Below are 6,509 nucleotides of genomic sequence, written 5' to 3' on the forward strand. Positions count from 1 at the left end.
CGCCGCAAATGCCTCCGCCACCACCGCGCTTGTCCCCATGAATTCATCATCACAGGTGGGTCTGACAATAACGCCTGGGCGCCTGCCTGCTGCGGGGTCGGTTGCCCTGGCCACCACCTGGGCGTCTCAGCCCTCGGAAGAAACGGCAAGGAGACACGGACTGAACGGCCCAGCCAGCCAGCCCGATCGTTAGCCAGCCGGAAGCGGATGCGTCGGCGGACCGGCCTCTGCGTCTTCCAGGTACCAGACGGTGGAGCCGCCGCCCGCGGCCGGCATGATGCTGCCCTCGAAAACGAAGACCGGATCCGCCGCGCGGTCCCCCGGCCGCCAAAAGCCGTTGGCCGGGCAATGGAAACCGGTTTTTGCCGTCTGGTCCACATTGCCGTCAGAAATCCTCCGCCGGGCATTGATCTTTTTCACCGGAAACTCCCCATGGGTTAATTCAAAAGTTTTACCGCAATTGTCGGCTTAACTTTCATTTTAGAATCCTGGAGCCTCGGGTTACCAAGACGAATGATAGGTGCCCTGATAAGCGGATGCTATGGCAGGTTCAGCGAAGAGACAGGTTACCGGGCATATTTATTGCTGAGCATTTCCTGGAGCATTTCCTTGAGCACCAGAAGGACCGCTGATGCCGCCTCTGAGAGCGGATCGTGGTCCGGCGTGCACAGCGCGATCTTGCACTGCAACGCAGGGTCCACGATCCTCAGCACATGGAAGTCTTCCTCGTGGAACAGGGCATCCGCGGCTGACTTGGGCATGATGGTGGCACCCAGGCCGGCCCGTAGGAGCCTCGCCAGAGACGGCACCGACTCCACTTCACCCGCCAGCTTGAGTTTGAGGCCCGAGCTGTCATACCCTGCCTCCACCACCTGGCGGAGCGTGTGGATCTTCTCGGGCAGGAAAAGTTTGAAAGAAGCTACTTCCGCCAAGGTGATTTCGCTGTTCCCCGGGGCCGGCGTGAAGTCGTCGGCGTTGACCACGAAGTGCAGGTCTTCAACGATCATCGTGGTGAATTGGACACCGCGGATGGGGCCCGGCTCGTAGATGAGGGCCATATCCAACCGGCCGTTTTTGATCGCCTCGCTCAGGACACCGCCGTAGATTTCCGTGACATGCAGGATGATATCCGGGTACCGGCGGCTCACTTCGCTGATGATCTTCGGCGTCAGGCTTGAGGCCATGCTGTACGGCGCGATGGCAATGGAGACCCGGCCGGACGGCGCTGCGCCGGATTTGGCCACGTCCTGGCGCGCCTGCTCCACCAGCCTCAGGATGGACTGCGCGTGCCGGTAGAGGGTGTGCCCTGCGGCCGTGGGCTTCACACCCTGCTTGCTGCGGATGAGCAGGCGTTGCTTGAGTTCGGTTTCCAGCCCCGAAACCTGCTGGCTGAGGGCCGGCTGGGCCACATGCAGCGCCGCAGCGGCCTTGGTGATGCTTCCCGAATCCACGATCTGGACGAAGTACGCAAGCTTCCGCGTATCCACAGCCGCCTTCTCTCTCCCAGAACGCTATTTCTCTGATCGTACATTCTAGCCCCTCCCGTGACATGCATTTTCTTTATGGGGTCAGATGCATTTCGCATAGCGGTGTGTGTAATCAAAACAGGCTGTTTCTTTTTACATTTCTGAAATATCCACTCCCTACCTTGATTGCAATGGCGATTGACGAGGATGCCGAGACAGGTCATAACCGCCAGCTATCCCATGACATGGATTACGTCTTTGTGTGAGCCAGGTCGCAATGCCAGACTTTTCCTCAGAAACCCGGCAAATAATTCCCCAAACCCCAGGAGGCTCACATGGGACCCACAGTTGATCTTGTGGCAGATCTCGGAGAAGGCTTCGGCGCCTACTCCATGGGCGACGACAAGGCCCTGCTGGAGATCGTTTCCAGCGCCAACATCGCCTGCGGCTTCCACGCTGGTGATCCGGATATCATGAACGCCACAGTCGCCGAATGCGTGCGGCGCGGTGTCAGCATCGGGGCGCACCCGAGCTTCCCCGACCTCCGCGGCTTCGGCCGCCGTGCCATGGACCTCACCGCTGACGAGGTCCGCAACGACATCCTGTACCAGGTCGGCGCCCTGAGCGCCTTCGCCGCGTACCACGGCACCGGCGTCGCCCACCTCGCACCCCATGGGCGCCTCGGCAACCTCGTGGCCACACGGCCGGACTATGCCGCGGCCGTGGCCGACGCTTCCGCCCGCATCAACCCGGACCTGATAGTCCTGGCCCAGGACGGCGAACTTGCCGACGCCGCAGCCGTGCGTCAACTCCCGGTCGCGATCGTCGGCATCGCCGACCGCGCCTACGAGGCAGATGGCACCCTGGTTCCGCGCAGCCGCCCCGGCGCCGTCATCCACGATCCGTCAGCGATTGTGGACCGCACCATCCGGATGGTCTGCGAAGGCCTCATTCAAACCGTCGCCGGAACAGACCTGCCGATCGTCGCCGACACTGTCCTCCTGCATGGAGATACCCCTGGCGCTGTCCAGCTGGCCCGCCAGGTGCGCGCCGAACTGGAACGCGCGGGAGTGAGGATCGCTCCTGTCGCACAGGTCCTGGCCGCCAAAGTGACGGCTGCCTGAGATGCCCGCTCCCACAACGCCAACCCCAGTGGACGTCTACGAGTCCGGAGACGCCGCACTCCGCGTCGTCGCCTCTTCACCTGACCCCGAGGCCAACTGGAGCACGGTACATGCCCTCGCGGCATGGCTGGAGGCCGCAGGAGCGGACGGTGTCCACGGCGCCGTGCCAACCTACGACTCACTGCTCGTCGAATTCGATCCCGGCGTCACATCGGCACGCCAGGTCCGGGCATTCGTCCTCCTGGGCATGCAGCAGATCGACTTCATCGGCGCCCCTGCCCGGGCTGCCCGCGAATTCAGCGTGCCCGTTGTTTACGGCGGCGAGTACGGTCCTGACCTGGAACGCGTTGCCGAACAGCAGCAACTGCCCGTGGAAGAGATCATCGCCCTGCACATTGCCAAGTCCTACGTCATCCGCTGCCTGGGCGCCCCTGCCGGCTCGCCCATGATGGACGGGCCCGACTTTCCGGTCCCCGTTCCAAGGCTGAAGGACCCGCGGCTGTCCGTCCCGGCAGGCGCCGTCGCCGTCGCAGGACGGCAGGCAGTCATCGCCCCGGCCGCTGCCCCCGGCGGGTGGTGCGTGATCGGCCAGACCCCCCTCACTGTTCTGGATGCCGCCGCCGAACCGCTGGTTCCCTACGTACCCGGCGACCTGCTGAGGTTCCGCCAGATCCACGCCGGGGAATTCGCGGACTACGCCGGCCGGAAGCTGGAGGCAGCAAGATGAGCGGCTCACTGATCATCCAGCAGCCTGGAAATTCCGTCGTCACCGATCTGGGCCGCTTCCGCGGACCCCGCTTCGGATTGCCGGTCAACGGGGCTCTGGACCAGTTCTCTGCACGCGCGGCGAACATCCTCACGGGAAACGACGACGGCGCCCCGCTGCTCGAGATCACCGCCCTGGACTTCCGGATGCGTGCCACCACCGACATCCTCATCGCGGTCACCGGAGCGCCCCTCCACCTCACCGTGGGCGGGCGGGAATGCCAGCAGTGGGAACCGGTGTCCGTCCGTGCCGGCGAAACTGTGGCACTGCGCCGTATGACCGGCGGACTGCGGGCCTACGTTGCCGTCCACGGCTCAGTTGAGGCCCCGGTCCTTCTCGGCAGCTGCGCCCCGGACACCGTCGTCGGATTTGGACTGCGCCTGACCGAAGGCACCGAACTCAAGACCTCGCGAAGCGTCGCACCCATCCGCCAGCCCTACTTCGACCTGCCGCTGTTCCGGCTGGGCCTGACCCGGCCGGAGTTCAGCAGCCAGGCCGTCGTGGAAGTCACCGACGGGCCGGACGTGGACGAATTCGGCGACACCGCTGAGCTGCTCTTCACAACGGACTACACGGTCAGCGGGCGGAGCAACCACATTGGCCTGCGCCTTGGCGGAGCCCTTCCCGAACGCCAGTCAAGCGCCGAAGTGCTCTCCCGCGGAGTCCCGGTGGGAGCCATCGAAGTGCCTTCCCGGGAAGAACTCCTGGTGCTGCACCGGGGCCGCGGGGTTACCGCCGGCTACCCCGTCCTCGCAGTGGTCACCAGCCGCTCGCTGGACGTCCTCGCCCAGGCCAGGCCCGGCCACACCTTAACTTTCCGCAAGACCACCGTCCCCGACGCGACAGCGAAACACCGGGCGGCCTTGCGGGAGCTCGAGAACCTCCGTTCCACCGTCAGCACAGTGTTCGCCCTCCTGGGAATCGGCAGCCGGCCCGGCTGGTCACAGCTCGCCCCGGCTGCCGGAACCTAACAAACCTCGCGTCAGATCCAAAGCCTTGTTACCATCCCCCTTAGTAAGGAAAACCATGTCAACTTCAACGCATGCGGCCCAGCCGCAAGAGCGGCTCACGAGCAAGCAGACCCGCAAAGTTGTCACTGCCGGCTGCGTCGGCATTTTCGTGGAGCTTTACGACAACGGCATTTTCGCTTTTATGGCGGGAACCCTGGCCCTCGTCTTCCTGGCCCCAGGCAACCCGGACAACGCCCTGCTGTTTGTCTTCGCCGGCTACGCCGTTTCCTTCTTCGTGCGCCCACTTGGCGCCGTGGTCTGCGGATTCCTGGGGGACAGGATCGGACGGCAAAAGCTGCTGGTCTTTGTCATCCTGCTGATCAGCGTCGCGACGGCGGGCATCGGCCTGCTGCCCGCCTACTCGGCCATCGGCATCGCCGCGCCGATCCTCCTGGTGCTGCTCCGCATGCTGCAGGGCTTCTCCGTCGGCGGCGAATCCGCCGGCGCCATGACCTTCCTCGCCGAGCACGCCCCTGAAGGCAAACGCGGCATCATCACCTCCTACGCCCAGATCGCCTCCTTCGCAGCCCTGCTCACCGGCACGCTCGTCGCATTCTCCATGTCGCCCTGGCTCACCCAGGCAGCGATCGACGGCGGAGGGTTCGGTTCCTTTGCCTGGCGCATCCCGTTCCTGGTCGCCATCCCCATGGGCGTCATCGGCTGGTACATCCGCAAGGCCATCAGCGACACCCCGAACTTTGAGAAGCTCAAGGAAGAAGGCGGCCTGTCCGCCAACCCGCTGAAGGAAGCCTTCGCCTCCGCCGAACACCGCCGCGCCATGCTGCTGGCCCTCTTCATCCCGCTCATGAACGGCTCCGGCTACTACGTCCTCTTCTCCTACATGCCCACGTTCCTCAAGGGCAAGCAGCTCAACTTCACCATCGGCGAAGCACTTCTCGTCACCGCCTGCAGCCTGGTGGTAATTTGCATCGCCATCCCGTTCATGGGCGCCCTCTCTGACCGCATCGGCCGCAAGAAGGTCATCGCCGGCTCCGCTATCGCCATGGCGATCGTCGGGATTCCCGCCTACGCCCTGATCGCCACCGGCGAGATGGCACTGGCCATCCTCGGCGCCTGCATCATGGCCGTGGTCTTCGCCGGCCACACGGCAGTGATCCACATCCTGATCGTTGAACTCTTCCCCACCCGTGTCCGGTACTCCGCCTACGGCCTGGGCTACAACATCTCCTCGGCACTCTTCGGCGGCACCGCACCGCTGCTGATGACCTGGCTGATCTCATCCACCGGCAACATCTACATGCCCGCTTTCTATGCCGTCATCACCGCACTGGGCACCCTTGCCGCCGTCAGCACGGTCAAGGACCGGGCACACCAGCCCCTCCGCGACGCCTGACTATTCCTTCACCGAGCAGTTCCGCGCTGCACCTCACATAGGAGAACCCCATGACTTTTTCTGACTACTCAACCGCGCTCGTCACCGGTGCATCCACCGGAATGGGCGCCGCGATCGCCGAACGCCTGGCCAAGCGCGGGCTCACCGTGCACGCCCTGGCCCGCAACGAGGACCGGCTGAACGAACTCGCGGACAAGACCGGAGCGGTCCCCCACATCGTTGACCTGACCGACACCGCAGCCCTGACTGCCGCCGTCGGACATCTCGAAGTGGATGTCCTGGTGAACTGCGCCGGCGTCTCCCGGCCCGGCAACATCCTGGACTCCAGCGACAACGACATCGACGAACTCATCGACGTCAACCTCCGCGGGCTGCTCCAGCTGACCAGACTGGTGTTGCCGGGCATGGTGGAACGCGATTTGGGGCACGTCATCAACGTCAGTTCCATCGCCGGGGTGTACAACTTCTACGGCCACACGGTCTACCACGCCACCAAGGCGGCAGTGCACCAGGTGTCCCGGCAACTGCGCAACGACACCGTGGGAAAGCGCATCCGCGTGACGGAGATCTGCCCGGGACGCGTTGAAACGGAGATCTTCGGCCGCAACATGGGTGGAACCCCCGAGGCCATGGAAGAGGCCTGGAAGACCTACTACGAAGGCTACGAGTCGCTGACTACGGATGACATCGTCAACGCCATGGACTACGCCATCGAAACTCCCCGGCACGTCAACGTGGGCATGCTGGAACTGATGCCCACGTTCCAGGTTCCCGGCGGACTGACCTTCG

General features: G+C 64.2%; 7 protein-coding genes. 5 read left to right on the forward strand and 2 right to left on the reverse strand.

The genetic code is table 11. The features are described from left to right. Window positions 1-189: 189 nt before the first annotated feature. Entirely contained in the window at window positions 190-420 is a 231-nt protein-coding gene (locus DBR22_RS19620; protein ID WP_108600380.1) for a hypothetical protein, read from the reverse strand. A gap of 146 nt (window positions 421-566) precedes the next feature. Further along, window positions 567-1,487 carry a nitrogen assimilation transcriptional regulator NAC gene (gene nac / locus DBR22_RS19625; protein WP_108600381.1) on the reverse strand — a complete coding sequence of 307 codons (921 nt, stop codon included), beginning with the start codon at window positions 1,485-1,487 and terminating at the stop codon, window positions 567-569. Between the two features lie 314 nt (window positions 1,488-1,801). On the opposite strand from nac, the gene DBR22_RS19630 reads away from it, so the two are divergent. The 5 genes from DBR22_RS19630 to DBR22_RS19650 all read left to right on the forward strand — a co-directional run. Then, the gene (locus DBR22_RS19630; RefSeq protein WP_108600382.1) at window positions 1,802-2,590 is read left to right on the forward strand and encodes a LamB/YcsF family protein; all 789 of its coding nucleotides are present in this window, start codon (window positions 1,802-1,804) and stop codon (window positions 2,588-2,590) included. Between the two features lies 1 nt (window position 2,591). Then, entirely contained in the window at window positions 2,592-3,317 is a 726-nt protein-coding gene (locus DBR22_RS19635; RefSeq protein WP_108600383.1) for a 5-oxoprolinase subunit B family protein, read from the forward strand. Further along, window positions 3,314-4,327: a biotin-dependent carboxyltransferase family protein gene (locus DBR22_RS19640; protein WP_108600384.1), complete on the forward strand. Its 1,014-nt coding sequence runs from the start codon at window positions 3,314-3,316 to the stop codon at window positions 4,325-4,327. Before DBR22_RS19635 ends, DBR22_RS19640 begins: the two co-directional genes overlap by 4 nt. 55 nt (window positions 4,328-4,382) lie before the next feature. Next, window positions 4,383-5,720, forward strand: a complete 1,338-nt coding sequence (locus DBR22_RS19645; RefSeq protein ID WP_108600385.1) for an MFS transporter — start codon at window positions 4,383-4,385, stop codon at window positions 5,718-5,720. 50 nt (window positions 5,721-5,770) lie between these two features. Beyond that, the coding region (locus DBR22_RS19650; RefSeq protein WP_108600386.1) for an SDR family oxidoreductase at window positions 5,771-6,509 on the forward strand (739 nt) is incomplete at its 3' end.

The sequence above is a fragment of the Arthrobacter sp. HMWF013 genome (assembly GCF_003061105.1).
Classification (GTDB): Bacteria; Actinomycetota; Actinomycetes; order Actinomycetales; family Micrococcaceae; genus Arthrobacter.